23 protein-coding genes are annotated in these 25080 nt (G+C 72.4%); 21 read left to right on the top strand and 2 right to left on the bottom strand.

Annotated elements, in window-relative coordinates:
* Positions 1-27 precede the first annotated feature (27 nt).
* Genes ACZ6C6_RS23995 through nusB form a run of 3 tightly spaced genes read left to right on the top strand, consistent with a single transcriptional unit; the run spans position 28 to position 2186 of the window.
* Positions 28-1134 (top strand): M24 family metallopeptidase, encoded by a 1107-nt coding sequence (locus ACZ6C6_RS23995; protein WP_469205302.1) that lies wholly within the window; start codon positions 28-30, stop codon positions 1132-1134.
* Between the two features lie 51 nt (positions 1135-1185).
* On the top strand, positions 1186-1752 hold the full coding sequence (gene efp / locus ACZ6C6_RS24000; RefSeq protein ID WP_018103901.1) for an elongation factor P: 567 nt from the start codon (positions 1186-1188) through the stop codon (positions 1750-1752).
* 2 nt (positions 1753-1754) lie between these two features.
* Positions 1755-2186: a transcription antitermination factor NusB gene (gene nusB / locus ACZ6C6_RS24005; protein WP_365684107.1), complete on the top strand. Its 432-nt coding sequence runs from the start codon at positions 1755-1757 to the stop codon at positions 2184-2186.
* 162 nt (positions 2187-2348) lie between these two features.
* On the opposite strand, the gene bldD is transcribed toward nusB, so the two are convergent.
* A complete protein-coding gene (gene bldD, locus ACZ6C6_RS24010) occupies positions 2349-2849 on the bottom strand; it encodes a transcriptional regulator BldD (RefSeq protein ID WP_018103903.1) in 501 nt (166 codons plus the stop codon).
* A gap of 221 nt (positions 2850-3070) precedes the next feature.
* On the opposite strand from bldD, the gene pyrR reads away from it, so the two are divergent.
* From pyrR to ACZ6C6_RS24080, 14 genes are all read left to right on the top strand, one after another.
* Positions 3071-3655 carry a bifunctional pyr operon transcriptional regulator/uracil phosphoribosyltransferase PyrR gene (gene pyrR, locus ACZ6C6_RS24015; protein ID WP_469205303.1) on the top strand — a complete coding sequence of 195 codons (585 nt, stop codon included), beginning with the start codon at positions 3071-3073 and terminating at the stop codon, positions 3653-3655.
* An 85-nt stretch (positions 3656-3740) separates the two neighbouring features.
* On the top strand, positions 3741-4730 hold the full coding sequence (locus tag ACZ6C6_RS24020) for an aspartate carbamoyltransferase catalytic subunit (RefSeq protein ID WP_469205334.1): 990 nt from the start codon (positions 3741-3743) through the stop codon (positions 4728-4730).
* A 2-nt stretch (positions 4731-4732) separates the two neighbouring features.
* A complete protein-coding gene (locus tag ACZ6C6_RS24025) occupies positions 4733-6019 on the top strand; it encodes a dihydroorotase (RefSeq protein WP_469205304.1) in 1287 nt (428 codons plus the stop codon).
* Entirely contained in the window at positions 6016-6591 is a 576-nt protein-coding gene (locus ACZ6C6_RS24030) for a PH-like domain-containing protein (protein WP_469205305.1), read from the top strand. The genes ACZ6C6_RS24025 and ACZ6C6_RS24030 overlap by 4 nt, the downstream gene beginning before the upstream one ends.
* Entirely contained in the window at positions 6588-7727 is a 1140-nt protein-coding gene (carA, locus tag ACZ6C6_RS24035) for a glutamine-hydrolyzing carbamoyl-phosphate synthase small subunit (RefSeq protein WP_469205306.1), read from the top strand. Before ACZ6C6_RS24030 ends, carA begins: the two co-directional genes overlap by 4 nt.
* Positions 7720-11028, top strand: a complete 3309-nt coding sequence (gene carB / locus ACZ6C6_RS24040; protein WP_469205307.1) for a carbamoyl-phosphate synthase large subunit — start codon at positions 7720-7722, stop codon at positions 11026-11028. Before carA ends, carB begins: the two co-directional genes overlap by 8 nt.
* Positions 11029-11082: 54 nt before the next feature.
* Positions 11083-12192, top strand: coding sequence for a quinone-dependent dihydroorotate dehydrogenase (locus ACZ6C6_RS24045; RefSeq protein ID WP_469205308.1), 1110 nt, complete (start codon positions 11083-11085; stop codon positions 12190-12192).
* A complete protein-coding gene (gene pyrF, locus ACZ6C6_RS24050) occupies positions 12189-13028 on the top strand; it encodes an orotidine-5'-phosphate decarboxylase (RefSeq protein WP_469205309.1) in 840 nt (279 codons plus the stop codon). Before ACZ6C6_RS24045 ends, pyrF begins: the two co-directional genes overlap by 4 nt.
* 245 nt (positions 13029-13273) lie before the next feature.
* Positions 13274-13597, top strand: coding sequence for an integration host factor (locus ACZ6C6_RS24055; RefSeq protein WP_469205310.1), 324 nt, complete (start codon positions 13274-13276; stop codon positions 13595-13597).
* A 38-nt stretch (positions 13598-13635) separates the two neighbouring features.
* The gene (gene gmk, locus ACZ6C6_RS24060) at positions 13636-14253 is read left to right on the top strand and encodes a guanylate kinase (protein WP_469205311.1); all 618 of its coding nucleotides are present in this window, start codon (positions 13636-13638) and stop codon (positions 14251-14253) included.
* An 81-nt stretch (positions 14254-14334) separates the two neighbouring features.
* Positions 14335-14607: a DNA-directed RNA polymerase subunit omega gene (gene rpoZ, locus ACZ6C6_RS24065; RefSeq protein ID WP_003970369.1), complete on the top strand. Its 273-nt coding sequence runs from the start codon at positions 14335-14337 to the stop codon at positions 14605-14607.
* 145 nt (positions 14608-14752) lie between these two features.
* Positions 14753-15955 (top strand): bifunctional phosphopantothenoylcysteine decarboxylase/phosphopantothenate--cysteine ligase CoaBC, encoded by a 1203-nt coding sequence (gene coaBC / locus ACZ6C6_RS24070; RefSeq protein WP_469205312.1) that lies wholly within the window; start codon positions 14753-14755, stop codon positions 15953-15955.
* Positions 15956-16194: 239 nt separating this feature from the next.
* Positions 16195-17403: a methionine adenosyltransferase gene (gene metK / locus ACZ6C6_RS24075; RefSeq protein ID WP_018103916.1), complete on the top strand. Its 1209-nt coding sequence runs from the start codon at positions 16195-16197 to the stop codon at positions 17401-17403.
* Positions 17404-17531: 128 nt separating this feature from the next.
* Positions 17532-19664 carry a primosomal protein N' gene (locus ACZ6C6_RS24080; protein WP_469205313.1) on the top strand — a complete coding sequence of 711 codons (2133 nt, stop codon included), beginning with the start codon at positions 17532-17534 and terminating at the stop codon, positions 19662-19664.
* A gap of 154 nt (positions 19665-19818) precedes the next feature.
* Here ACZ6C6_RS24080 and ACZ6C6_RS24085 read toward each other — a convergent pair whose 3' ends face one another.
* On the bottom strand, positions 19819-20295 hold the full coding sequence (locus ACZ6C6_RS24085) for a hypothetical protein (RefSeq protein ID WP_469205314.1): 477 nt from the start codon (positions 20293-20295) through the stop codon (positions 19819-19821).
* 243 nt (positions 20296-20538) lie between these two features.
* Here ACZ6C6_RS24085 and fmt point away from each other — a divergent pair, with 243 nt between their 5' ends.
* The 4 genes from fmt to ACZ6C6_RS24105 all read left to right on the top strand — a co-directional run bounded on the left by fmt (position 20539) and on the right by ACZ6C6_RS24105 (position 24933).
* The gene (fmt, locus tag ACZ6C6_RS24090) at positions 20539-21471 is read left to right on the top strand and encodes a methionyl-tRNA formyltransferase (RefSeq protein WP_469205315.1); all 933 of its coding nucleotides are present in this window, start codon (positions 20539-20541) and stop codon (positions 21469-21471) included.
* A gap of 66 nt (positions 21472-21537) precedes the next feature.
* The gene (locus tag ACZ6C6_RS24095) at positions 21538-22971 is read left to right on the top strand and encodes an RsmB/NOP family class I SAM-dependent RNA methyltransferase (RefSeq protein ID WP_469205316.1); all 1434 of its coding nucleotides are present in this window, start codon (positions 21538-21540) and stop codon (positions 22969-22971) included.
* 114 nt (positions 22972-23085) lie between these two features.
* Positions 23086-23769, top strand: a complete 684-nt coding sequence (rpe, locus tag ACZ6C6_RS24100; RefSeq protein ID WP_365684082.1) for a ribulose-phosphate 3-epimerase — start codon at positions 23086-23088, stop codon at positions 23767-23769.
* A 147-nt stretch (positions 23770-23916) separates the two neighbouring features.
* On the top strand, positions 23917-24933 hold the full coding sequence (locus ACZ6C6_RS24105) for a sugar-binding transcriptional regulator (protein ID WP_018103922.1): 1017 nt from the start codon (positions 23917-23919) through the stop codon (positions 24931-24933).
* The last annotated feature ends 147 nt before the right edge of the window (positions 24934-25080 follow it).

Below are 25080 nucleotides of genomic sequence, written 5' to 3' on the forward strand. Positions count from 1 at the left end.
CCGGCGCCCCGCTCGTACGCTCGACGCATGTCAGAGGTGTACGCCGTCCGACGCGGGCTGCTCCGCGACCGGTGCGCCGCAGTCGGGTCCGCGGCCGCCCTGGTCTCCCGCCCCGCCAACGTCCGCTACCTGGCCGGGGGAGCGCCCCCGGGTGCCGTGCTCCTGCTCGGACCCGGCGAGGACGTCCTGCTCTGCCCGCGCCCGCCCACCGGTGACCCGGCCGACGGGCGCACCGACGAGCACCTGCGGGTCGACCCGCTGCCGGTGGCGGGCGGGGACCCCGTGGTCGCCGCCGCCGACCTCGCCGCGGCGGCCGGCGCGGAGTCGCTGGCCGTCGAGGAGCACGACCTGACGGTCGCCCGGCACCGGGCCATGGCCTCGGTCGCCCCGAAGCTGCGGCTGGCCGACCTGGGCGCGACGGTCGAGCAGTTGCGCATCGTCAAGGACGAGGAGGAGATCGGCTGCCTGCGGATCGCGGCCGAGATCACCGACCAGGCCCTGGGCGAACTCCTCGAATCGATCCTCGTCGGCCGCACCGAACGCCACCTGGCGCTGGAGCTGGAGCGCCGGCTGGTGGACCACGGCGCCGACGGCCCCGCCTTCGCGACCTCCGTCGCCACCGGCCCCAACTCGGGACGCGGCCGCCACCGGCCCTCGGACCGGAGGGTCGAGGAAGGAGATTTCCTCTCGGTGTGCCTGGGCGCCAACTACCGCGGCTACCGCTGCGAGATCGGCCGGACCTTCGTCATCGGAACGGCGCCCGCCGACTGGCAGATCGAGCTGTACGAGCTGGTTTTCGCCGCTCAGCGGGCCGGTCGCGAGGCGCTGCAGCCCGGCGCCGAGTACCGCGACGTGGACCGGGCCGCCCGCCATCTCCTGGACTCCGCGGGCCACGGTGAGGGCCTGGCGCCCTACACGGGCCACGGGGTGGGGCTCGAAATCGACGAGGACCCGCAGCTGGCACCCGCGGCCATGGGTAAACTGGACGCTTGTGTGCCGGTCACCGTCGAACCGGGGGTCCACCTCCCGGGCCGGGGCGGGGTCCGGATCGATGACACGCTCGTCGTGCGCCCCGAGGCGGACGGCGGACCCGAGCTACTCACCATTACGACCAAGGAGCTGCTCGCGCTCTAGCGCGCGTCCCTCGGTCGTTCCACCAGCTTCAGCCCAGGAGATTCCGCAACCGTGGCTTCCACGAACGACCTCAAGAACGGCATGGTGCTCAAGCTCGACGGGGGCCAGCTCTGGTCCGTAGTCGAGTTCCAGCACGTCAAGCCCGGCAAGGGCCCGGCCTTCGTGCGCACCAAGCTCAAGAACGTGCTCTCCGGCAAGGTCGTCGACAAGACCTTCAACGCAGGCATCAAGGTCGAGACGGCCACGGTCGACCGACGCGACATGCAGTTCTCGTACATGGACGGCGACTACTTCGTCTTCATGGACATGGACACGTACGACCAGCTGATGGTCGACCGCAAGGCCGTCGGAGACACCGCCAACTTCCTGATCGAGGGCTTCACCGCCTCCGTCGCCCAGCACGACGGCGAGGTGCTGTACGTCGAGCTGCCGGCCGCCGTCGAGCTGAAGATCCAGCACACCGACCCGGGCGTGCAGGGCGACCGCTCCACCGGCGGCACCAAGCCGGCCACCCTGGAGACCGGTTACGAGATCGGCGTCCCGCTGTTCATCACCACGGGTGAGACGATCAAGGTCGACACCCGCTCGGGCGAATACATCAGCCGGGTGAACAAGTAGTCGTGGCTGCTCGTAACACGGCGCGCAAGCGCGCCTTCCAGATCCTCTTCGAGGCCGACCAGCGGGGCGAGTCCGTGCTGACGGTCCTCGCGGACTGGGTACGGCACTCGCGGTCCGACACCCGCCAGCCGCCGGTCACCGAGTACACGATGGAGCTCGTGGAGGGGTACGCGCAGTACGCGGACCGCATCGACGACCTCATCGTCACCTACGCCGTGGACTGGGAGCTCGACCGCATGCCGGTCGCCGACCGGAACATCCTGCGACTCGGTGCCTACGAGCTGATCTGGGTCGACGGGACCCCGGACGCGGTGGTCATCGACGAGGCGGTGCAGATCGCCAAGGAGTTCTCCACCGACGACTCCCCGTCCTTCGTGAACGGCCTGCTGGCCCGTTTCAAGGACCTCAAGCCGAATCTCCGCCGGGAGCAGTGACCCCGCCGGCGGCGTTCCGCCGACGAAGGGCCCATGGCTGAAGCCGTGGGCCCTTCGGCATGCCCGCGCGCATTCTGGGGGCGGACGAGAAAAAGCCGGGCCCGGCGGGGCGCCCGTGCGGGGCCCCGCCGAACCCGGCGGCACGTTTCTCCGAGGGGCTGCTCAGCCCTCGTCGTGGGCGACGGCGCGGCGCGCGTCCGCGTCGAGCACGCCCCAGCTGATCAGCTGCTCGGTCAGCACCGAAGGCGACTGGTCGTAGATCACGGCCAGCGTGCGCAGGTCGTCCTGGCGGATCGACAGCACCTTGCCGTTGTAGTCGCCGCGCTGGCTCTGGATCGTCGCCGCGTAGCGCTGGAGGGGGCCTGCCTTCTCCGGGGGCACGTGCGCCAGGCGCTCCAGCTGGAGGACCAGCTTCGGCGGCGGCTCGGCGGCACCGCCGGGCGTCGTGCCGGGCAGGAGCTCCTGGACCGGGACGCCGTAGAAGTCCGCCAGCTCGGCAAGGCGCTGCACGGTCACGGCACGGTCGCCGCGCTCGTACGAACCGACCACGACGGCCTTCCAGCGGCCCTGCGACTTCTCCTCCACGCCGTGGAGGGAGAGGCCCTGCTGGGTGCGGATGGCGCGGAGCTTGGCCCCGAGCTGTTTTGCGTATTCGCTGGACATAAGGCTCCCCGGACGCTGGAACGTACGCGGCTGGGCCGCGTGGCTGGTAACTCACTGTGAGGTTACGCAGCGTTACTTGGTCGCGTCAAGCTGAGATGGTCCGTACCGGCTTTCCCCGGGGGTGCGGGCGAGTTCCGGAACGGGCCCTGGTAACGTGGATGACGCAATTTCGACGTCCTTTAAGGTCCGTCCCGTGAGGCGGAGAAGGAGGTCCGTTTCTTATGGACGCACAGTACGACGCCACCGGCAATGCGGCACGCCCCGTTCTGGAGGCCCCCGACATCGCCCGGGTCCTGACCCGCATCGCCCACGAGATCGTCGAGCGCGCCAAGGGCGCCGACGACGTGGTGCTCCTCGGCATCCCGACGCGCGGGGTCTTCCTCGCCCGCCGGCTCGCCGCCAAGCTCGAAGAGATCACCGGCCGCACGATGCCGGTCGGCTCCCTCGACACCACGATGTACCGCGACGACCTCCGGCTGCGCCCCGCGCGCACCCTGGCCCGCACCGAGATCCCCGGTGACGACATCGAGGGCCGCCTGGTCGTCCTCGTGGACGACGTCCTCTTCTCCGGCCGCACGATCCGCGCCGCCCTCGACGCGCTCGGCGACATCGGCAGGCCCCGAGCGGTGCAGCTCGCGGTCCTGGTGGACCGCGGCCACCGCGAACTGCCGATCCGCGCCGACTACGTCGGCAAGAACCTCCCCACGTCACTGCGGGAGACGGTCAAGGTCCAGCTCGCCGAGGAGGACGGCCGCGACGCCGTGCTGCTCGGGGTCGAGCAGGCCGCCCCCGCGGTCGAGCGTTAGCTCACGCCCGTACGGCCCGCCCGCCGTGCGGCGGCTTCCGCGCGCCCGCATGCCTGAATCCTCCAGCCACCCGGAGAACACCCAGATGAAGCGTCACCTCATCTCGGCCGCCGACCTCACCCGCGACGACGCCGTCCTGATCCTCGACACCGCCGAGGAGATGGCCAGGGTCGCGGACCGGCCGATCAAGAAGCTCCCGACCCTGCGCGGCCGGACCGTCGTCAACCTCTTCTTCGAGGACTCGACGCGTACCCGCATCTCCTTCGAAGCGGCCGCCAAGCGGCTGTCCGCCGACGTCATCAACTTCTCCGCGAAGGGCTCCTCCGTCTCCAAGGGCGAATCCCTCAAGGACACCGCCCTGACCCTGGAGGCGATGGGCGCCGACGCCGTCGTCATCCGCCACGGCGCCTCCGGAGCCCCGTACCGGCTCGCCACCTCCGGCTGGATCGACGGCGCCGTCGTCAACGCCGGCGACGGCACCCACGAGCACCCCACCCAGGCCCTCCTGGACGCCTTCACGATGCGCCGCAGGCTCGTCGGCGCCGACGCCGGGCTCGGCAAGGACCTGGACGGCCGCCGCATCACCATCGTCGGCGACATCCTGCACAGCCGGGTCGCCCGCTCCAACGTCCACCTGCTGAACACGCTCGGCGCCCACGTCACCCTCGTAGCCCCGCCGACCCTGGTCCCGGTCGGCGTCGAGCAGTGGCCCTGCGACGTCAGCTACAGCCTGGACGAGGTGCTGCCCCAGTCCGACGCTGTGATGATGCTCCGTGTGCAGCGCGAGCGGATGAACGCCGCCTACTTCCCGACCGAGCGCGAGTACTCGCGCCGCTACGGCCTGGACGGCGAGCGGATGGCGAGGATGCCCGAGCACGCCGTCGTCATGCACCCCGGGCCCATGGTCCGCGGCATGGAGATCACCGCCGAGGTCGCCGACTCCGACCGCTGCACGGTCGTGGAGCAGGTCGCCAACGGCGTCTCCATCCGCATGGCCGTGCTCTACCTGCTGCTCGGCGGCTACGAGTCGGCCACACCGACCGCCCCCGCCGCCCGTACCGAGGAGAACAAGTAACCATGAGCAAGATCCTTATCCGCGGTGCGAAGGTACTCGGCGGCGACCCGCAGGACCTCCTCATCGACGGCGAGACCATCGCCGCCGTCGGCACCGGCCTCGACGCCGGCGACGCCACCGTGATCGAGGCGGCCGGCCAGGTCCTGCTGCCCGGCCTGGTCGACCTCCACACCCACCTGCGCGAGCCCGGCCGCGAGGACTCCGAGACCGTCCTCACCGGAACCAAGGCCGCCGCGGCCGGCGGCTTCACCGCCGTCCACGCCATGGCCAACACCTTCCCGGTCGCCGACACCGCCGGTGTGGTCGAGCAGGTCTGGCGCCTCGGCAAGGAGTCCGGCTACTGCGACGTCCAGCCCGTCGGGGCCGTCACCCTCGGCCTGGAGGGCAAGCAGCTCGCCGAGCTCGGCGCCATGCACGACTCCGCCGCCGGGGTGAAGGTCTTCTCCGACGACGGGAAGTGCGTGGACGACGCGGTCATCATGCGCCGCGCCCTGGAGTACGTGAAGGCGTTCGACGGCGTCGTCGCCCAGCACGCCCAGGAGCCCCGCCTCACCGAGGGCGCCCAGATGAACGAGGGCGTCGTCTCGGCCGAGCTGGGCCTCGGCGGCTGGCCCGCCGTCGCCGAGGAGTCGATCATCGCCCGCGACGTCCTGCTCGCCGCGCACGTCGGCTCCCGGGTCCACATCTGCCACCTGTCGACCGCGGGCTCCGTGGAGATCGTGCGCTGGGCCAAGTCCAAGGGCTGGAACGTCACCGCCGAGGTCACCCCGCACCACCTGCTGCTCACCGACGAGCTCGTCCGGTCCTACAACCCGGTCTACAAGGTGAACCCGCCGCTGCGCACCGAGGCCGACGTGATGGCGCTGCGCGAGGCCCTGGCCGACGGCACGATCGACTGCGTCGCCACGGACCACGCCCCGCACCCGCACGAGGACAAGGACTGCGAGTGGGCCGCGGCCGCCATGGGCATGGTGGGCCTGGAGACCGCGCTCTCCGTGGTCCAGCAGACGATGGTCGAGACCGGGCTGCTCGACTGGGCCGGTGTCGCCGACCGCATGTCGGCCCGCCCCGCGGCCATCGGACGGCTCGAAGGACACGGCCGCCCCGTCTCGGCCGGTGAGCCCGCCAACCTCACGCTGGTCGATCCGGCATACCGTGGAGAGGTGGACCCCGCGGGCTTCGCCTCCCGCAGCCGCAACACCCCGTACGAGGGGCGCGAGCTGCCGGGCCGAGTGACCCACACCTTCCTGCGGGGCCGTGCCACGGTCGTCGACGGGAAGCTCGCGTGACAACACAGACCCTGTACCAACTCGCCGCCGAGCAGAAGTCGGCGGAAGTGACCGACTGGTCCGCACGGATCAGCTGGGTGATCGGACTCGTCGTCCTCGTCGTGTTCGTCTACTGGCTCATGCGTCAGGGCTGGAAGTGGCGCGGGAACCTCCAGTCCGACCTGCCCGCCCCGGCCACCGCGCCGGAGGGCTCCGCGGACGGCGAGAAGCTGCTCACCCTCTCCGGCCGCTACCACGCGTCGACCACGGCCGGGCAGTGGCTCGACCGGATCGTCGCCCACGGCCTCGGCACCCGCAGCCGCGTCGAGCTCACCCTCACCGCGAAGGGCCTCGACGTCGTACGGCCCGGCGCCGCGGACTTCTTCGTCCCGGCGGCCGACCTGCGCGGTGCCCGCACCGAAAGGGCACTGGCGGGCAAGGTCCTGCCCGAGGGCGGCCTCCTCGTCATCACCTGGGCGCTCGGCGACCGGCTGATCGACTCCGGATTCCGCTCCGACCACTCGGCCGAACACCCCGCCTGGGTCGACGCCGTCAACCACCTCACCAGCACTACGGAAGGCATCGCACGATGACGACCTCCACCCGGGGAACCCAGGTTCCCGCCGTACTCGTCCTGGAGGACGGCCGCACCTTCCGCGGCCGCGCCTACGGGGCTGTGGGGGAGACCTTCGGCGAGGCGGTCTTCTCCACCGGCATGACCGGCTACCAGGAGACGCTGACCGACCCCTCGTACCACCGCCAGGTCGTCGTGATGACCGCCCCGCACGTCGGCAACACCGGCGTCAACGACGAGGACCCCGAGTCCCAGCGGATCTGGGTCTCCGGCTACGTCGTCCGCGACCCCGCCCGCACCCCCTCCAACTGGCGCTCCCGCCGCACCCTCGACGAGGAGCTGGCGAACCAGGGCGTCGTCGGCATCAGCGGCATCGACACCCGCGCCCTCACCCGCCACCTGCGCGAGCGCGGCGCCATGCGCGTCGGCATCTTCTCCGGCGAGGCCGTCACCGGCGAGGCGGCGATGCTGGCCCGCGTCCAGGAGGCCCCCGAGATGAAGGGCGCCGACCTGTCCGCGGAGGTCGCCACCAAGGAGGCGTACGTCGTCCCCGCGATCGGCACCAAGAAGTTCACGGTCGCCGCGGTCGACCTCGGCATCAAGGGCATGACCCCGCACCGGATGGCCGAGCGCGGCATCGAGGTCCACGTGCTGCCCGCCACCGCCACCCTGGAGGAGGTCTACGCGGTCGCCCCGGACGGCGTCTTCTTCTCCAACGGTCCCGGCGACCCGTCCACCGCCGACCACCCCGTCGCGCTGATGCGGGGCGTCCTGGAGCGGAAGACCCCGCTCTTCGGCATCTGCTTCGGCAACCAGATCCTGGGCCGCGCGCTCGGCTTCGGCACGTACAAGCTGAAGTACGGCCACCGCGGCATCAACCAGCCCGTGCAGGACCGCTCGACCGGCAAGGTCGAGGTCACCGCGCACAACCACGGCTTCGCCGTCGACGCCCCCCTCGACAAGGTCTCCGACACCGCCTACGGGCGCGCCGAGGTCTCCCACGTATGCCTGAACGACCAGGTCGTCGAGGGCCTTCAGCTGCTCGACCGGCCGGCCTTCAGCGTCCAGTACCACCCCGAGGCGGCCGCGGGCCCGCACGACGCCGCGTACCTCTTCGACCGCTTCGTTTCCCTGATGGAGGGCCAGCGTGCCTAAGCGCTCCGATATCCAGTCCGTCCTGGTCATCGGCTCCGGTCCGATCGTCATCGGGCAGGCCGCCGAGTTCGACTACTCCGGTACCCAGGCGTGCCGCGTGCTCAAGGCCGAGGGCCTGCGCGTCATCCTGGTGAACTCCAACCCGGCGACGATCATGACCGACCCGGAGATCGCCGACGCCACCTACGTCGAGCCGATCACCCCGGAATTCGTCGAGAAGATCATCGCGAAGGAGCGCCCCGACGCGCTGCTGCCCACCCTGGGCGGCCAGACCGCGCTGAACACCGCGATCTCCATGCACGACAACGGTGTGCTGGAGAAGTACGGCGTCGAGCTCATCGGAGCCAACGTCGAGGCCATCAACAAGGGCGAGGACCGCGACCTCTTCAAGGGTGTCGTGGAGGCCGTCAAGGAGAAGATCGGCTACGGCGAGTCCGCCCGCTCGGTCATCTGCCACTCCATGGACGACGTCCTCGCCGGCGTCGACACCCTCGGCGGCTACCCCGTCGTCGTCCGCCCCTCCTTCACCATGGGCGGCGCCGGCTCCGGCTTCGCCCACGACGAGGAGGAGCTGCGCCGCATCGCGGGCCAGGGCCTCACGCTCTCCCCCACCACCGAGGTGCTGCTCGAAGAGTCCATCCTCGGCTGGAAGGAGTACGAGCTGGAGCTGATGCGCGACCGCAACGACAACGTCGTGGTCGTCTGCTCCATCGAGAACTTCGACCCGATGGGCGTCCACACCGGCGACTCGATCACCGTCGCCCCGGCGATGACCCTCACCGACCGCGAGTACCAGCGGCTGCGCGACATCGGCATCGCGATCATCCGCGAGGTCGGCGTCGACACCGGCGGCTGCAACATCCAGTTCGCGATCGACCCCACCGACGGCCGCGTCATCGTCATCGAGATGAACCCGCGCGTCTCCCGCTCCTCGGCGCTCGCCTCCAAGGCCACCGGCTTCCCGATCGCGAAGATCGCCGCCAAGCTGGCCGTCGGCTACACGCTGGACGAGATCCCCAACGACATCACCGAGAAGACCCCGGCCTCCTTCGAGCCGACCCTCGACTACGTCGTCGTCAAGGCCCCGCGCTTCGCCTTCGAGAAGTTCCCCTCCGCCGACTCCACCCTCACCACCACCATGAAGTCGGTGGGCGAGGCCATGGCGATCGGCCGGAACTTCACCGAGGCCCTGCAGAAGGCCCTGCGCTCCCTGGAGAAGAAGGGCTCGCAGTTCACCTTCACCGGCGACCCGGGTGACAAGGCCGAGCTGCTGGCCGAGGCGGTCCGCCCGACCGACGGCCGCATCAACACCGTCATGCAGGCGATCCGGGCCGGTGCCACCCAGGAGGAGGTCTTCGACGCCACGAAGATCGACCCCTGGTTCGTGGACCAGCTCTTCCTGATCAAGGAGATCGCCGACGAGCTGGCCGCCGCGGACAAGCTCGGCCCCGAGCTGCTGGCCGAGGCCAAGCGGCACGGCTTCTCGGACGTCCAGATCGCCGGGATCCGCGGCCTGCGCGAGGACGTCGTCCGCGAGGTCCGCCACGCGCTCGGCATCCGCCCGGTCTACAAGACGGTCGACACCTGCGCAGCCGAGTTCGCCGCGAAGACCCCGTACTTCTACTCCTCCTACGACGAGGAGACCGAGGTCGCGCCCCGCACCAAGCCCGCGGTGATCATCCTGGGCTCCGGCCCCAACCGCATCGGCCAGGGCATCGAGTTCGACTACTCCTGCGTCCACGCCTCCTTCGCGCTCAGCGACGCCGGCTACGAGACCGTGATGGTCAACTGCAACCCGGAGACGGTCTCCACCGACTACGACACGTCCGACCGCCTGTACTTCGAGCCGCTGACGCTGGAGGACGTGCTGGAGATCGTGCACGCCGAGTCGCTGGCGGGCCCGATCGCGGGCGTCGTCGTCCAGCTCGGCGGCCAGACCCCGCTGGGTCTGTCGCAGGCGCTCAAGGACAACGGCGTGCCCGTCGTCGGCACCTCCCCGGAGGCGATCCACGCCGCCGAGGACCGCGGCGCCTTCGGCCGCGTCCTGGCCGAGGCAGGCCTGCCCGCCCCCAAGCACGGCACCGCCACCACCTTCGCCGAGGCCAAGGAGATCGCCGACGAGATCGGCTACCCCGTCCTCGTACGCCCGTCGTACGTGCTCGGCGGACGCGGCATGGAGATCGTGTACGACGAGACCCGGCTCTCCGCGTACATCTCCGAGTCCACCGAGATCAGCCCCACCCGGCCGGTCCTGGTCGACCGCTTCCTGGACGACGCCATCGAGATCGACGTCGACGCCCTCTACGACGGCACCGAGCTCTACCTCGGCGGCGTCATGGAGCACATCGAGGAGGCCGGCATCCACTCCGGCGACTCCGCCTGCGCGCTGCCCCCGATCACCCTCGGCGGCCACGACGTCAAGCGGCTGCGCGCCTCCACGGAGGCCATCGCCAAGGGCGTCGGCGTCCGGGGCCTGATCAACATCCAGTTCGCGCTCTCCGGCGACATCCTCTACGTCCTGGAGGCCAACCCGCGCGCCTCCCGGACCGTGCCCTTCACCTCGAAGGCGACCGCGGTCCCGCTGGCCAAGGCCGCCGCCCGGATCTCGCTGGGCGCGACCGTGGCCGAGCTGCGCGAGGAAGGCCTGCTGCCGAAGAGCGGCGACGGCGGCACGCTGCCGCTGGACGCGCCGATCTCCGTCAAGGAGGCCGTCATGCCGTGGTCGCGCTTCCGCGACATCCACGGCCGCGGCGTCGACACCATCCTCGGCCCGGAGATGCGCTCCACCGGCGAGGTCATGGGCATCGACTCGGTCTTCGGCACCGCGTACGCCAAGTCGCAGGCCGGCGCCTACGGGCCGCTGCCCACCAAGGGCCGCGCCTTCATCTCGGTCGCCAACCGCGACAAGCGCTCGATGATCTTCCCGGCCCGCGAGCTGGTCGCCCACGGCTTCGAGCTGCTGGCCACCTCCGGCACGGCCGAGGTCCTGAAGCGCAACGGCATCAACGCCACGGTCGTGCGCAAGCAGTCCGAGGGCACGGGCCCGAACGGCGAGCCGACCATCGTCCAGCTGATCCACGAGGGCGGTGTCGACCTCATCGTCAACACCCCGTACGGGACCGGCGGCCGGCTCGACGGCTACGAGATCCGCACGGCGGCCGTCTCCCGCTCCGTGCCCTGCCTCACCACGGTGCAGGCGCTCGCCGCGGCCGTCCAGGGCATCGACGCCCTCAACGGCGGAGACGTCGGCGTCCGCTCCCTCCAGGAACACGCGGAACATCTGACCGCGGCCCGCGACTAGAAGCCCACAGGGGGACACCGGAAACGGTGTCCCCCTCTTCATGAGGACACCGTGATGTACAAGTTCTTCTTCCAGCTGGTCTTCAAGCGGATGGACCCCGAGCAGGCCCACTACCTGGCCTTCCGCTGGATCCGCCTCGTCGCCCGCGTCCCCGTGCTGCGCACCTTCGTGGCCGCCGCCCTCGCCCCCCGGTACAAGGAACTGCGCACCGAGGCCCTGGGCCTGCGGATGCACGGCCCCTTCGGGCTCGCCGCCGGCTTCGACAAGAACGCGGTCGCGATCGACGGCATGGCGATGCTCGGCTTCGACCACGTCGAGATCGGCACCGTCACCGGCGAGCCGCAGCCCGGCAACCCGAAGCAGCGGCTCTTCCGCCTGGTCGCGGACCGCGCGCTGATCAACCGCATGGGCTTCAACAACGAGGGCTCGGCCGCCGTCGCCGAACGCCTGGCCGCCCGCAACCCGGTCTTCCGCACCACCGTCGGCGTCAACATCGGCAAGACCAAGGTCGTCCCCGAGGCCGACGCCGCCGCCGACTACGTGAAGTCCACCGAGCGCCTGGCCGCCCACGCCGACTACCTCGTCGTCAACGTCTCCTCGCCCAACACCCCCGGACTCCGCAACCTCCAGGCCACCGAGTCGCTGCGCCCGCTGCTCACCGCCGTGCGCGAGGCGGCCGACCGCACCGTCACCCACCGCCGCGTCCCGCTGCTCGTCAAGATCGCCCCTGACCTCGCGGACGAGGACGTCGACGCCGTCGCCGACCTGGCCGTCGAACTGGGCCTGGACGGCATCATCGCCACCAACACCACCATCGCCCGCGAAGGGCTGGGCCTGAAGTCCCCGGCGGCCCTGGTGAAGGAGACCGGCGGCCTGTCCGGTGCTCCGCTCAAGGAACGCTCCCTGGAGGTCCTGAGCCGCCTCCACCGGCGCGTGGGGGACCGGATCACCCTGGTGGGCGTCGGCGGCGTCGAGAGCGCCGAGGACGCCTGGCAGCGCATCCTGGCCGGAGCCACCCTCGTCCAGGGCTACAGCGCCTTCATCTACGAGGGCCCGTTCTACGCCCGCGCGATCCACAAGGGCCTGGCCGCGCGTCTGGCCGCCTCCCCGTACGCCACGCTCGCCGACGCCGTCGGCGCGGAATCCCGGAAGGCAGTGAAATGACCCTGGAACCCTTCGGCGCCCGGCTGCGCCACGCCATGGACACCCGAGGCCCGCTCTGCGTCGGCATCGACCCGCACGCCTCGCTGCTCGCCGCCTGGGGACTGAGCGACGACATCGCGGGCCTGGAGCGGTTCACCCGTACGGTCGTCGAGGCGCTGGCCGACCGGGTCGCCGTGCTCAAGCCGCAGTCCGCGTTCTTCGAGCGGTTCGGCTCGCGCGGCGTCGCGGTCCTGGAGAAGGCCGTCGAGGAGGCCCGCGCGGCCGGCGCCCTGGTCCTGATGGACGCCAAGCGCGGTGACATCGGCTCGACCATGGGCGCCTACGCGGCGACCTACCTGGACAAGGACTCGCCGCTGTTCTCGGACGCGGTCACCGTCTCGCCGTACCTCGGCTTCGGCTCGCTGCGGCCCGCGCTCGACGCGGCGGCGGTCTCCGGCGCCGGCGTCTTCGTCCTCGCGCTGACCTCCAACCCGGAGGGCGCCGAGGTGCAGCGGGCCACCGCCGCCGACGGCCGTCCGCTGGCGCAGCTGATGCTCGACCACATGGCCGCCGAGAACGCGGGCGCCACTCCGCTCGGTTCGGTCGGCGCGGTCGTCGGCGCCACGCTCGGCGACGCGGGCGTGGACCTCGCGATCAACGGCCCGCTGCTCGCCCCGGGCATCGGCGCGCAGGGGGCGACCCCGGCCGATCTGCCGGGTGTCTTCGGCGACGCGGTCCGCGACGTGGTGCCCAGCGTCAGCCGGGGCGTGCTGCGCCACGGGCCGGACGTGGCGGGGCTGCGCGGGGCCGCCGAACGGTTCGCGGACGAGGTCCGCGCGGCCGTCTCGGACCGCTGACCCTGCCACGTAACCGTGTGTTGACGGAATCCTGACGAAAAAACTCGGTGGTTATGCCTGAAAAGTCCTGGTCGGTAGAGGCTGACCAGGACTTTTCGTCTGTTCTCGCTGACTCGGGCGGCCTTGGCCGCTAGTCTCCGTCGAGAGCCGACGCGCACGGGATGCTCGCGGCTCAGCAGGTGAGGGGCGATATCGCCGCCTCACCGGTCCGTATCCGACAGATCGACATCCGAGGTGACGTAGGCGTGGCTCTTCCGCCCCTTACCCCTGAACAGCGCGCAGCCGCGCTCGAAAAGGCCGCCGCGGCTCGCCGGGAGCGGGCCGAGGTCAAGAATCGACTCAAGCACTCCGGCGCCTCCCTCCAAGAGGTCATCAAGTCGGGCCAGGAGAACGACGTCATCGGCAAGATGAAGGTCTCCGCCCTGCTGGAGTCCCTGCCCGGTGTGGGCAAGGTCCGTGCCAAGCAGATCATGGAGCGGCTCGGCATCTCCGAGAGCCGTCGCGTGCGGGGTCTTGGCTCCAACCAGATCGCATCCCTGGAGCGTGAGTTCGGCGGCACCGCCGCCTGACGTTCTCGGGCACCCCTGAGAACCTGGATAATCGCTCCATGGCTGCAACATCCCGGGGGACGTCCCCCGTACCCCCGGACGTACGTCCGCGGCTGACCGTGCTCTCCGGCCCCTCGGGGGTCGGCAAGAGCACGGTCGTCGCGCATATGCGCAAGGTCCACCCCGAGGTGTGGCTCTCGGTGTCGGCGACGACCCGCAAGCCGCGCCCCGGCGAACGCAACGGCGTCCACTACTTCTTCGTGGACGACGAGGAGTTCGACAAGCTGATCGCCAACGGTGAGCTGCTGGAGTGGGCCGAGTTCGCCGGCAACCGCTACGGCACGCCGCGCCGCGCCGTCCAGGAGCGGCTGGAGGCGGGAGAGCCGGTGCTCCTGGAGATCGATCTCCAGGGTGCCCGGCTGGTCCGCCAGTCCATGGCCGACGCCCGGCTGGTCTTCCTCGCCCCGCCGAGCTGGGAGGAGCTGGTCCGCCGGCTCACCGGCCGGGGGACCGAGGCGCCCGAGGTGATCGAGCGCCGTCTCGCCGCCGCCAAGGTGGAGCTGGCCGCCGAAGCGGAGTTCGACACGACGCTCGTCAACACCTCCGTCGAGGACGTGGCACGTGAGCTGCTAGCCTTGATGCTGGAGGCTTCCGGCCACCGCGCCGCCGGCGAGTGAAACACCGGCAGCGGGGCCCGGCACCAAAGCCCCTGACTGTCAAAGAATTCTTTGATCTTCATCCCCTTCGGAAGGCAGAGCGTGTCCTCTTCCATCACCACGCCCGAGGGCATCATCAACCCGCCGATTGATGAGCTCCTCGAAGCAACCGACTCGAAGTACAGCCTCGTGATCTACGCCGCCAAGCGCGCGCGCCAGATCAACGCGTACTACTCGCAGCTCGGTGAGGGCCTCCTCGAGTACGTCGGTCCGCTCGTCGACACCCACGTGCACGAGAAGCCGCTCTCGATCGCGCTCCGCGAGATCAACGCGGGCCTGCTCACGTCCGAGGCCATCGAGGGCCCCGCGCAGTAAGCAGCGACGACGCACCTTCACCCCGGGCCCGGCGGACATCCGCCGGGCCCGCGGTGTGTCCGGGGCGGCCGACCGGCGTCCGCGCCCGTGAGGCAGCATGGAGACGTACGTACGCAGGGTGCGTGACCGAGTGCGGGGAGACGCAGTGGACAAGCCGAAGGTCGTTCTGGGGGTCAGCGGCGGCATCGCCGCGTACAAGGCGTGCGAGCTGCTGCGCCGGCTGACCGAGTCCGGCCACGACGTACAGGTCGTCCCCACCGCGTCCGCCCTCCACTTCGTCGGCGCCGCCACCTGGTCGGCGCTCTCCGGCCACCCCGTCTCCACCGAGGTCTGGAACGACGTCCACGAGGTGCCGCACGTCCGGATCGGGCAGCACGCCGACCTCGTCGTCGTCGCCCCCGCCACCGCCGACATGCTGGCCAAGGCCGCGCACGGCCTCGCCGACGACCTGCTCACCAACACCCTGCTCACCGCCCGCTGCCCGGTCGTCTTCGCGCCGGCCATGCACACCGAGATGTGGGAACACCCCGCCACCCAGGAGAACGTCGCGACGCTGCGCCGCCGGGGCGCCGTCGTCATCGAGCCCGCCGTCGGCCGCCTCACCGGCGTCGACACCGGCAAGGGCCGGCTCCCCGACCCGGGCGAGATCTACGAGGTCTGCCGCCGGGTCCTCGCCCGGGGCACGGCCGCCCCCGACCTCGTGGGCCGCCACGTGGTGATCAGCGCCGGCGGCACGCGGGAACCCCTCGACCCGGTCCGCTACCTCGGCAACCGGTCCTCCGGCAAGCAGGGCTACGCGCTCGCCCGCACCGCCGTCGCGCGCGGCGCGCGGGTCACCCTGGTCGAGGCCAACACCGGGCTCCCCGACCCGTCCGGCGCCGACGTCGTCCGCGCCGGCACCGCGACGCAGTTGCGCGAGGCGGTGCTGAAGGCGGCCCGGGACGCCGACGTCGTGGTCATGGCGGCCGCCGTCGCCGACTTCCGGCCCGCCGAGTACGCCACCGGCAAGATCAAGAAGAAGGACGGCCAGGAGCCCGCCCCGATCACGCTCGTCCGCAACCCGGACATCCTCGCCGAGGTCTCCGCCGAGCGCGCCACGCCCGGGCAGATCGTCGTCGGGTTCGCCGCCGAGACCGACGACGTCCTGGCCAACGGCCGCCAGAAGCTGCGCCGCAAGGGGTGCGACCTGCTGGTCGTCAACGAGGTCGGGGAGCGCAAGACCTTCGGCTCCGAGGAGAACGAGGCCGTGGTGCTCGCCGCCGACGGCACCGAGACCCCCGTCCCGTACGGGCCGAAGGAGGCCCTGGCCGACACGGTGTGGGACCTCGTCGCGGCGCGCCTCGGATGAATTTCAGGTGACACGCCGGGGCCGGAGGCACCCCGGCGTGACGGTCCGGGACCTCGCCGCAGCAGGCTTCCGGGGCCTTCCGGCCCTCATGGAACAGGTCACAGGGCGGCCAAAGGGCGAGACACGTTGTCCGGCGACCGGAGCCGACCGATAAACTGCACCCTGGACCATGCCGGGCGCAGCTCCCGGATCGTCCGGCCAATGATCAGCCAGCAGCCGCTGCAACCCCAGGGAGCGATGTGTCCCGCCGTCTCTTCACCTCGGAATCCGTGACCGAGGGTCACCCCGACAAGATCGCCGACCAGATCAGCGACACCATTCTCGACGCGCTCCTGCGCGAGGACCCGTCCTCCCGCGTCGCCGTCGAGACCCTGATCACCACCGGTCTCGTGCACGTCGCGGGTGAGGTCACGACCAAGGCGTACGCCGACATTCCGACGCTGGTCCGCAACAAGGTCCTGGAGATCGGCTACGACTCCTCGAAGAAGGGCTTCGACGGCGCCTCCTGCGGCGTCTCGGTGTCCATCGGGGCCCAGTCCCCGGACATCGCGCAGGGCGTCGACACCGCGTACGAGAAGCGGGTCGAGGGCGATGAGGACGAGCTCGACAAGCAGGGCGCCGGCGACCAGGGCCTGATGTTCGGCTACGCCTGCGACGAGACCCCCGAGCTCATGCCGCTGCCGATCTTCCTCGCGCACCGGCTCTCCCGCCGGCTCTCCGAGGTGCGCAAGAACGGGACCATCCCGTATCTGCGCCCCGACGGCAAGACCCAGGTCACCATCGAGTACGACGGCGACAAGGCCGTCCGCCTCGACACCGTCGTCGTCTCCTCGCAGCACGCCAGCGACATCGACCTCGACTCGCTGCTCGCGCCCGACATCCGCGAGTTCGTGGTCGAACACGTGCTGAACCAGCTCATCGAGGACGGCATCAAGCTCGACACCGAGGGCTACCGCCTCCTGGTCAACCCGACCGGGCGCTTCGAGATCGGCGGCCCGATGGGCGACGCCGGTCTGACCGGGCGCAAGATCATCATCGACACCTACGGCGGCATGGCCCGCCACGGCGGCGGTGCCTTCTCCGGCAAGGACCCGTCGAAGGTGGACCGCTCGGCCGCCTACGCCATGCGCTGGGTCGCCAAGAACGTCGTCGCCGCCGGTCTCGCCGCCCGCTGCGAGGTCCAGGTCGCGTACGCGATCGGCAAGGCCGAGCCGGTGGGCCTCTTCGTGGAGACCTTCGGCACCGCCGCGATCGAGACCGAGAAGATCGAGCACGCCATCGGTGAGGTCTTCGACCTCCGCCCGGCCGCGATCATCCGCGACCTCGACCTGCTGCGCCCGATCTACGCCCAGACCGCCGCTTACGGCCACTTCGGCCGCGAGCTGCCCGACTTCACCTGGGAGCGCACGGACCGGGTGGACGCGCTGCGCGCCGCCGCCGGTCTGTAACCACCGCACCCAGGCGGTCTTCCGCCGGAGCCCGGACACCGCACGGTGTCCGGGCTCCGGCGTTTCACGGTGGGAGGTTACGGGGACGGGCGGCGCCGTTGTCCGAGGCGTCTGGTAGGGATGGAGCTGTGAGCAGCGAGAACGAGCGGCCCGACGAGCCCGGGGCCGGGGCGCCGGAACAGCTTGCGCTGATCCGGGAGGCGGTCCGCCGGGCAGATGTGCCGCGGGCCAAACCGCGCACCTGGCGCGGTGCCGCCCTCGCCAAGGAGCTGCCCGTCGCCCGCGTCCTCGTCAACAAGGGCGCGCTCCACCTCGACCAGTACTTCGACTACGCCGTTCCCGAGGAGCTGGACGCGGACGCCCAGCCCGGGGTCCGCGTCCGCGTCCGCTTCGGCGCCGGCGGCCGCAATGTGCGCGGCGGCCGGCGCGAGGGCGGTGGGCTCGTCGACGGCTTCCTCATCGAGCGGCTGGCCGAGTCCGACTACAACGGGGCGCTCGCCGCGCTCGCCTCCGTCGTCTCGCCCGAGCCGGTGCTCGGCCCCGGCCTCCTCGCCCTCGCCCGCGCCGTCGCCGACCGGTACGCGGGCAGCCTCGCCGACGTCCTCCAGCTCGCCGTCCCCCCGCGCAACGCGCAGGCCGAGGCCAAGCCTTCGCCCGCGCCCCTGCCCGCCCCCGCGCCCCCCGCCCCCGGGACCTGGGAGCGGTACGCGCAGGGCCCCGCGTTCCTCTCCGCGCTGGCCGGCGGAGGCGCGCCCCGGGCCGTGTGGACCGCGCTGCCCGGGCCGCACTGGCCGGCCGAGATCGCCGCGGCCGTCGCCGCGACCCTGTCCTCCGGGCGTGGGGCCCTCGTCGTCGTCCCCGACGGCCGGACCGCCGCCCGGGTCGACGCCGCGCTCACCGCCCTGCTCGGCGCGGGGCGGCACGCGCTGCTCACCGCCGGCTCCGGACCCGGCAAGCGGTACCGGGAATGGCTCGCCGTGCGGCGCGGGTCCGTCCGGGCGGTGGTGGGGACCAGGGCGGCGATGTTCGCTCCCGTCGCCGACCTCGGGCTCGTCGTCGTCTGGGACGACGGCGACTCCAGCCACAGCGACGACCGCGCCCCCTTCCCGCACGTCCGGGAGGTCCTGGAGCTGCGGGCCACGCACGGCCGGTGCGCCTTTCTGCTCGGCTCCGTCAGCTGCACCGTGGAGGCCGCGCAGTTGGTGGAGAGCGGGTGGGCGCTGCCGCTGCGCGCCGACCGGGACCAGGTGCGGATGGCGGCGCCCGTGATCCGCACCGTGGGCGACGGCGACCTCGCGCGCGACGGGGCCGCGCGGGCCGCCCGGCTGCCCAGCCTCGCCTGGCAGGCCGTCCGGGACGGGCTGAGGTCCGGTCCGGTGCTGGTCCAGGTGCCGCGCCGGGGTTACGCCCCCCGGCTGGCCTGCGAGCGCTGCCGGGAGCCCGCCCGGTGCCGGCAGTGCGCGGGGCCGCTGGAGGCGCCGGACCAGCAGGACCTGAACTGCGCGTGGTGCGGGCGGGCAGAGACGTCCTGGCACTGCGTGGCCTGCGGCGGCCGACGGCTGCGCGCCCAGATCGTGGGGGCGCGGCGCACGGCTGAGGAGCTGGGCCGGGCGTTCCCGGCGGTGCCGGTGCGGACGTCCGGGCGCGACCATGTCCTCGACTCCGTGCCGGACCAGCCCGCGCTGGTCGTCAGCACGCCGGGCGCCGAGCCGGTCGCCGAGGGCGGGTACGCGGCGGCGCTCCTGCTCGACGGCTGGGCCATGGTCGGGCGGCCCGACCTGCGCGCCGGGGAGGAGGCGCTGCGCCGGTGGACGTCCGCTGCCGCGCTGGTCCGGGGGCGGCCGGAGGGCGGCACGGTGGTGGTCGTCGCCGAGCCGACGCTGCGGCCGGTGCAGGCGCTGGTCCGCTGGGACCCGGTCGGGCACGCGCGGCGGGAGCTGGCGGAGCGGGCCGAGCTGGGCTTTCCGCCGGTGTCCCGGATGGCGTCGGTGACGGGGGAGCCGGAGGCGCTGGCCGCGTTCTTCGCGGGGGCCGAGCTGCCCTCGGACGCGGAGGTGCTGGGGCCCGTGCCGGTGCCCGCCGCGGAGCCGGGGCGGCCCCGGCGGGCGTTCGAGGCGCCCGCGGGGGAGGTCTGGGAGCGGGCGCTGGTGCGGGTGCCGCCCGGGAGCGGGGCGGCGTTGGCTGCGGCGTTGCGGCTTGCCCGCGTGGCGCGCGGAGGGGGTGCGGTGCGGGTGCGGGTGGATCCGGTGGACATCGGCTGAGGTGTTGGTGGCGTGCGGGTGGGTGTCGCCTGGTGCCTTTGTCCTCGATCGCCGGACGGGCTTGCTTTGCCGGCGTGCTTGGTTTTGCGCGGGCGCGTTGCGCATGAGTGTGGCCGCCCTTCGCTCTCGCGACGGGCGGCCACTCATCCTCGGGTCAGCCGTTGCGGGGTCCCGGGAACGGGTTGGGGCGGTCTGTCGGGGGTTGGGGGGCGCGGGCCGCGGGGACCGTGGGGCCGCGCTGGGGGACCACCTCCGCGGGCTCCGGCGCCGTGGGCTGCGGGGTCGTGCGCCGTGATCCGTAACGGCGGTGGACGGCCTGCTTGGTGACCCCGAGCGCGGAGCCCACCGCGTCCCAGGAGAAGCCCAGCGAGCGATCGAAGTCCACGGCCGCCGTGACCAGCGTCTCGACGCTGTCCCGCAGTTCCTGGGCCAGTCTCACGGTTGGGGCCGGGGCCCTGCCGTAGACGACGAAGCCCGCGGACGGGCCGGTGCGGCGCGGACGGTAGACGTTGCCCAGCTGTGCGGTGAGCGTGCGCAGTGCGTCCACCTGCCGCCGGACCCGCTCGATGTCCCGCACCAGGAGATGCAGGCTGGCCCGCGCTTGGGCGTCGTGGGTTGCGTGGTCGGCCATGAAGAAGCCTCTCGAACCGGCGTTGAAAGGGATCGGGCCGCACCAGGGCGGCTCGCTTCGGTCAATCTCTCTTGACCAACGCCGCACCGGGGGATCTGGTCACGCTCGGGGGGCGTATGCGCACCTGCGAGGGGCGCGCGACTGTGCGTACGCCCCCCGGTCCGCCGCCCCATAGACTTGTGCGTTGCTCGTCACCGTAACGTTTCGGCCTGAGAGTCCGGCCTGAGAGGCAGTCAGCCACCCATGAAGCTCGTCTTCGCAGGCACCCCCGAGGTAGCCGTTCCCGCACTCGACGCCCTGATCGCCTCCGGCCGGCACGAGGTGGCCGCCGTCGTGACCCGGCCCGACGCGCCCGCCGGGCGTGGCCGGCGGCTGGTGGCCAGCCCGGTCGCCGAGCGCGCCGAGGAGGCCGGGATCGAGGTGCTGAAGCCCGCCAGGCCCCGGGACGAGGACTTCCTCGCGCGGCTGCGGGAGATCGCGCCGGACTGCTGCCCGGTCGTCGCGTACGGCGCGCTGCTGCCCAAGGTGGCTCTCGACATCCCGGCGAAGGGCTGGGTCAACCTGCACTTCTCGCTGCTGCCTGCCTGGCGCGGCGCGGCCCCGGTGCAGCACGCGGTGATGTCCGGCGACGAGGTGACCGGCGCGTCCACCTTCCTGATCGAGGAGGGCCTGGACTCCGGGCCCGTCTACGGCGTCCTGACCGAGGAGGTCCGCCCGACCGACACCAGCGGCGACCTGCTGACCCGGCTGGCGTTCGCCGGGTCCGGACTGCTGGCCGCCACGATGGACGGCATCGAGGACGGCACCCTGCACGCCGTGCCGCAGCCCGCCGAAGGGGTCACCCTCGCGCCGAAGATCACCGTCGAGGACGCCCAGGTCCAGTGGTCCGCGCCCGCCCTCCGCGTCGACCGCGTCATCCGCGCCTGCACCCCAGCCCCGGGCGCCTGGACGCTGTTCCGGGGCGAGCGCCTGAAGCTCGTCCAGGCGACCCCCGCCGTCGACCGGTCCGAGCTGGCGCCCGGGGAGCTGTCGGTCGGCAAGAACAACGTGTTCGTCGGCACCGGGTCGCACGCGGTCGAGCTGCTGTGGGTGCAGCCGCAGGGCAAGAAGCCGATGCGCGCCGCCGACTGGGCGCGCGGGGTGCGCATCGTCCCCGGCGAGCTGGTCGGGAGCTGAGCCCCGCGGGGCGGGACGTAGGCTGGGAGGGTTCGTCCTCTCGATCTTCAGCGGAGCACCTTTCACGTGAACGACCAGCCGCGTCGCCGTCCCGCCCAGCCGCACCGCCGTCCCAAGAAGGACCCGGTCCGCTTCCTCGCCTTCGAGGTCCTGCGGGCGGTGGACGAGCGCGACGCGTACGCGAACCTCGTCCTGCCCCCGCTGCTGAAGAAGGCCAGGGCCAAGGGTGACTTCGACCACCGCGACGCCGCCCTGGCGACCGAGCTGGTCTACGGGACGCTGCGCCGCCAGGGGACGTACGACGCGATCGTCGCCGCCTGCATCGACCGGCCGCTGCGCGAGGTGGACCCGCCGGTCCTGGACGTGCTGAACATGGGCGTGCACCAGCTCCTCGGCACCCGCATCCCGACCCACGCGGCGGTCTCCGCCAGCGTGGAGCTGGCCCGGGTGGTGCTGGGGGAGGGGCGCGCCAAGTTCGTCAACGCCGTCCTGCGCAAGGTGTCCGCCGACGACCTCGACGGCTGGGTCGCGAAGGTGGCCCCGGCCTACGAGGACGACGCGGAGGACCACCTCGCGGTCGTCCACTCCCACCCGCGCTGGGTCGTCTCCGCGCTCTGGGACGCGCTCGGCGGCGGCCGCGCCGGGATCGAGGACCTGCTCGACGCGGACAACGAGCGCCCCGAGGTCACCCTCGTCGCCCGCCCCGGCCGCTCCACCACGGACGAGCTCACCGAGGAGCTGGGCGAGGAGAACGCGCTGCCCGGCCGCTGGTCGCCCTACGCCGTGCGGATGGCCGAGGGCGGCGAGCCCGGCGCCCTGACCGCCGTGCGCGAGGGCCGGGCCGGGGTCCAGGACGAGGGCAGCCAGCTCGTCGCCGCCGCCCTGGCCGCCGCCCCGCTGGACGGCCCCGACGCCCGCTGGCTCGACGGCTGCGCGGGCCCCGGCGGCAAGGCCGCCCTGCTCGCCGCCCTCGCCGCGGACCGGGGCGCCGCCCTGCTCGCCGCCGAGAAGCAGCCGCACCGCGCCCGCCTCGTGGAACGCGCGCTGGCCGGCAACCCCGGTCCGTACCAGGTCATCACCGCCGACGGCACCCGCCCGCCGTGGCGCCCCGGCAGCTTCGACCGGGTCCTGATGGACGTGCCGTGCTCCGGGCTCGGTGCGCTCCGCCGCCGCCCCGAGGCCCGCTGGCGCCGCCGCCCGGAGGACCTGGAAGGCTTCGCGCCCCTCCAGCGCGGGCTGCTGCGCGAGGCGCTGAAGGCCGTGCGCGTCGGCGGTGTCGTCGGGTACGCCACCTGCTCGCCGCACCTGGCGGAGACCCGGGTCGTCGTGGAGGACGTGCTCAAGGGGCGCGGCGGGGCGCCCGTCGAGGCGGAGTGGATCGACGCCCGCCCGCTGCTGCCGGACGTGCCCGCGCTGGGCGACGGGCCCGACGTCCAGCTCTGGCCGCATCTGCACGGCACCGACGCGATGTATCTGGCGCTGCTCCGCCGCACCGCCTGACCGCACGCTCCTCACCGGGGCGAAACGCCGGGAATGCGCGAACCGTAATGATCCCGTGAGCCTTTGGAGCGCACCGAGGCCGGGAAGTGACGCAGAACATGGCAGGCTTGGCCCATGGCCCAGATCAACCCGAGTATTCTCTCCGCCGATTTCGCGCGCCTCGCCGATGAGGCCAAGGCCGTCGAAGGGGCCGACTGGCTCCATGTCGATGTCATGGACAACCACTTCGTGCCCAACCTGACCCTCGGCGTTCCGATCGTGGAATCGCTCAGCAGGGCCACGGACACGCCGCTGGACTGCCATCTGATGATCGAGGACGCGGACCGCTGGGCACCGCAGTACGTCGAGGCGGGGGCCGGGTCGGTCACCTTCCACGCCGAGGCCGCCGCCGCCCCCGTGCGGCTGGCCCGGGAGATCCGCGCCAAGGGAGCCCGCGCCTCCATGGCGCTCAAGCCCGCGACGCCCATCGAGCCGTACGAGGACCTGCTCCCCGAGCTCGACATGCTGCTGATCATGACCGTGGAGCCGGGCTTCGGCGGCCAGGCGTTCCTGGACATCATGCTGCCGAAGATCCGCCGCACCCGTGAGCTGATCTCCAAGCACGGACTCGATCTGTGGCTCCAGGTCGACGGCGGGGTCTCCGAGTCCACCATCGAGCGGTGCGCCGAGGCCGGTGCCGACGTCTTCGTCGCCGGCTCCGCGGTGTACGGGGCGGGCGACCCGGCCGCCGCGGTGCGGGCCCTGCGCGCCAAGGCCGACGGGGCCATCGGCTCGGCCGGCTGGGCCTGCGCGCACTGAGCCCGGGCGGCCGGCGCCGGGTGAGCGGCGCCCGGGCCAAGGGCAGATGAACGGGTTCCGACGGGACCGGTCAGGGATCGCCGTATCTGACAGGATGAACGGCGTATCAAGAGCGTGAACAGCAGTGAGGAGAACGCGGTGTCTGCAATGTCGGCGGGCCGGTCCGCCCTGCGGATGGGGCCCGCGGAGCTGGTGCAGGCGGCGGCCATGGCCCGCCGCTTCTACCTTGAGGGCAAGTCCAAGATCCAGATCGCCGAGGAGTTCGGCGTCAGCCGCTTCAAGGTCGCCCGGGTCCTGGAGACCGCCCTGGAGCGTGACCTCGTACGCATCGAGATCCGGGTCCCCGCGGAGCTGGACGCCGAGCGCTCCGACGCTCTCCGGGCCCGCTACGGGCTGCGCCACGCGGTCGTCGTGGAGTCCCCGGCGGAGGAGCAGGACGACGCGGCGGACCCGGAGAACCTGGGCGAGGTCGCGGCCGATCTGCTCGGCGAACTGGTGAACGAGGGCGACGTGCTCGGGCTCGCCTGGGGCCGCTCGACCATCCACATGGCCGCCGCCCTCGACCGGCTGCCCCCGTGCACGGTCGTGCAGCTCACCGGGGTGTACGACGCGGGCACCGCCGAGCGCGGTTCGGTGGAGGCGGTGCGGCGCGCCGCCCAGGTCTCCGGGGGCGAGGCCCACCCGATCTACGCGCCGATGCTGCTGCCGGACCCGGCGACGGCCGCCGCGCTGCGCCACCAGACGGGGATCGCCCGCGCCTTCGAGTACTTCGACAAGGTGACGGTCGCGGCCGTCTCCATCGGTTCCTGGGAGCCGGGCATCTCGACCGTGCACGACATGCTCTCCGACGAGGAGCGCCGCCATTACGCCTCGCTCGGCGTCGCCGCCGAGATGTCGGCCCATCTGTTCGACGCGGAGGGCCGCCGGGTCGGCCGGGACCTCGGCGAGCGGTGCATCACCGTGGAGGCGGACCGGCTGCGCCGGATTCCCGAGGTGGTGGCCATCGCGGGCGGGCAGCGCAAGGCCGCCGCGATCGGCGCGGTGCTGCGGTCCGGCCTGGTCACCAGCCTGGTGACGGACACGGCCGCCGCCGACTACCTCCTCACCGAGTCCGCCGCCCCGCGCCGGCCGGCCCTGGAGCGCGCGGACCCGGACGGGGACTGAGACGTACGGGCATACGGGAGAGGGGGGGGGGGGGGGCCCCCCCCCCCCCCCCCCCCCCCAATACAGCGCCCCAGGCGGGGGGGGGGCCCCGCGCCGGGGGGGGCGCAAAAGATGAGGGGGGGGGGGGGGGGGGGGGGGGGGCGCGGG

The organism is Streptomyces sp. NPDC041814 (assembly GCF_055590565.1).